1 protein-coding gene is annotated in these 1006 nt (G+C 78.7%); it reads left to right on the forward strand.

Features of this window, described 5'->3' with window-relative positions; genetic code table 11:
- On the forward strand, positions 1-1006 hold a 1006-nt coding region (locus CNO22_RS27160; protein WP_198588651.1), incomplete at both ends, for a peptidoglycan binding domain-containing protein.

The raw sequence follows: 1006 nt of genomic DNA on the forward strand, positions 1-1006 counted from the left end.
CCGTGCCCGGCCGCATCGACGCCGAGGGCCTGTCCGACGAGACCCGTCCGGTGCCGCGGGACCGCGGGCCGGTCGGCCCCGCGGTCCCCGGCCCGGCGACCGCCGCCGAGGCCTCCACGACACCGGCCCCCACGACACCGGTCCCCGCGCCGCAGGACGCCGGTGGCACGCCGACTGTCGAGGACGGCGAGACCCAGGACATCCACATCGCGGCCGGCGAGGCCCCCGGCCGACTGCCGCTGCCCGCCGCGGACGCCGAGGAGCACAACGGCGTCCTGCCGCCGGTGACCGACGGTCCGGACGGCGTCCCCCCGGGCACCGGCACCCCGGGCGACGGCTCCGACGGCAACGGTCCGGACGACGGCACGCCGCGGCCCGGCCGGCCCTGGTGGCGCCGCCCGGCCGTGGTGACCCCCGTCGCCGCCGTCGGCGTCCTGGCCGCGGCCTACGGGCTCGACGTCCTGGTCACCAGCGGCGACGTCCCCCGCAACACCGTCGTGGCCGGTGTCGACCTCGGCGGCCTGTCCCCCGCCGCGGCCACCGAGCGCCTGGAGACCGAGCTCGTGCCGCGCGTGGTCGCCGACCACGTGGTCCTGGCCGACGACGTGGAGGGCACCCTCTCCCCCGCCACCGCCGGCATCACCCTCGACGTCGAGGGCACCGTCGAGCGGGCCGTCGAGCAGCCGCTCAACCCGTGGACCCGGCTGGTGACCCTCGTGGACGAGCGCGAGGTCGCCCCCGTCATCACCGGCGAGGAGACCGCGCTGGCCGCCCAGATCGACGGCTTCGCGGAGCAGGTCGACCGCGCTCCGGTCGACGCGACCATCGCCGTCGAGGGGACGAGCGCCAGCGTCGTCGAGCCCGTGCCCGGCCGCACCCTGGACCGCGAGGGGGCCGCGGAGGCGGTCACCGCGGCGCTGGCCTCGGGCGGCGACCCCAGCACCCCGATCGAGCTGCCCGTCGACGTGACCGAGGTCTCCGTGGACGCCGCCGAGGCCCAGCGGGT

Origin of the sequence: Geodermatophilus chilensis, from assembly GCF_002802985.1 — a bacterium.
Lineage (GTDB): Bacteria > Actinomycetota > Actinomycetes > Mycobacteriales > Geodermatophilaceae > Geodermatophilus > Geodermatophilus chilensis.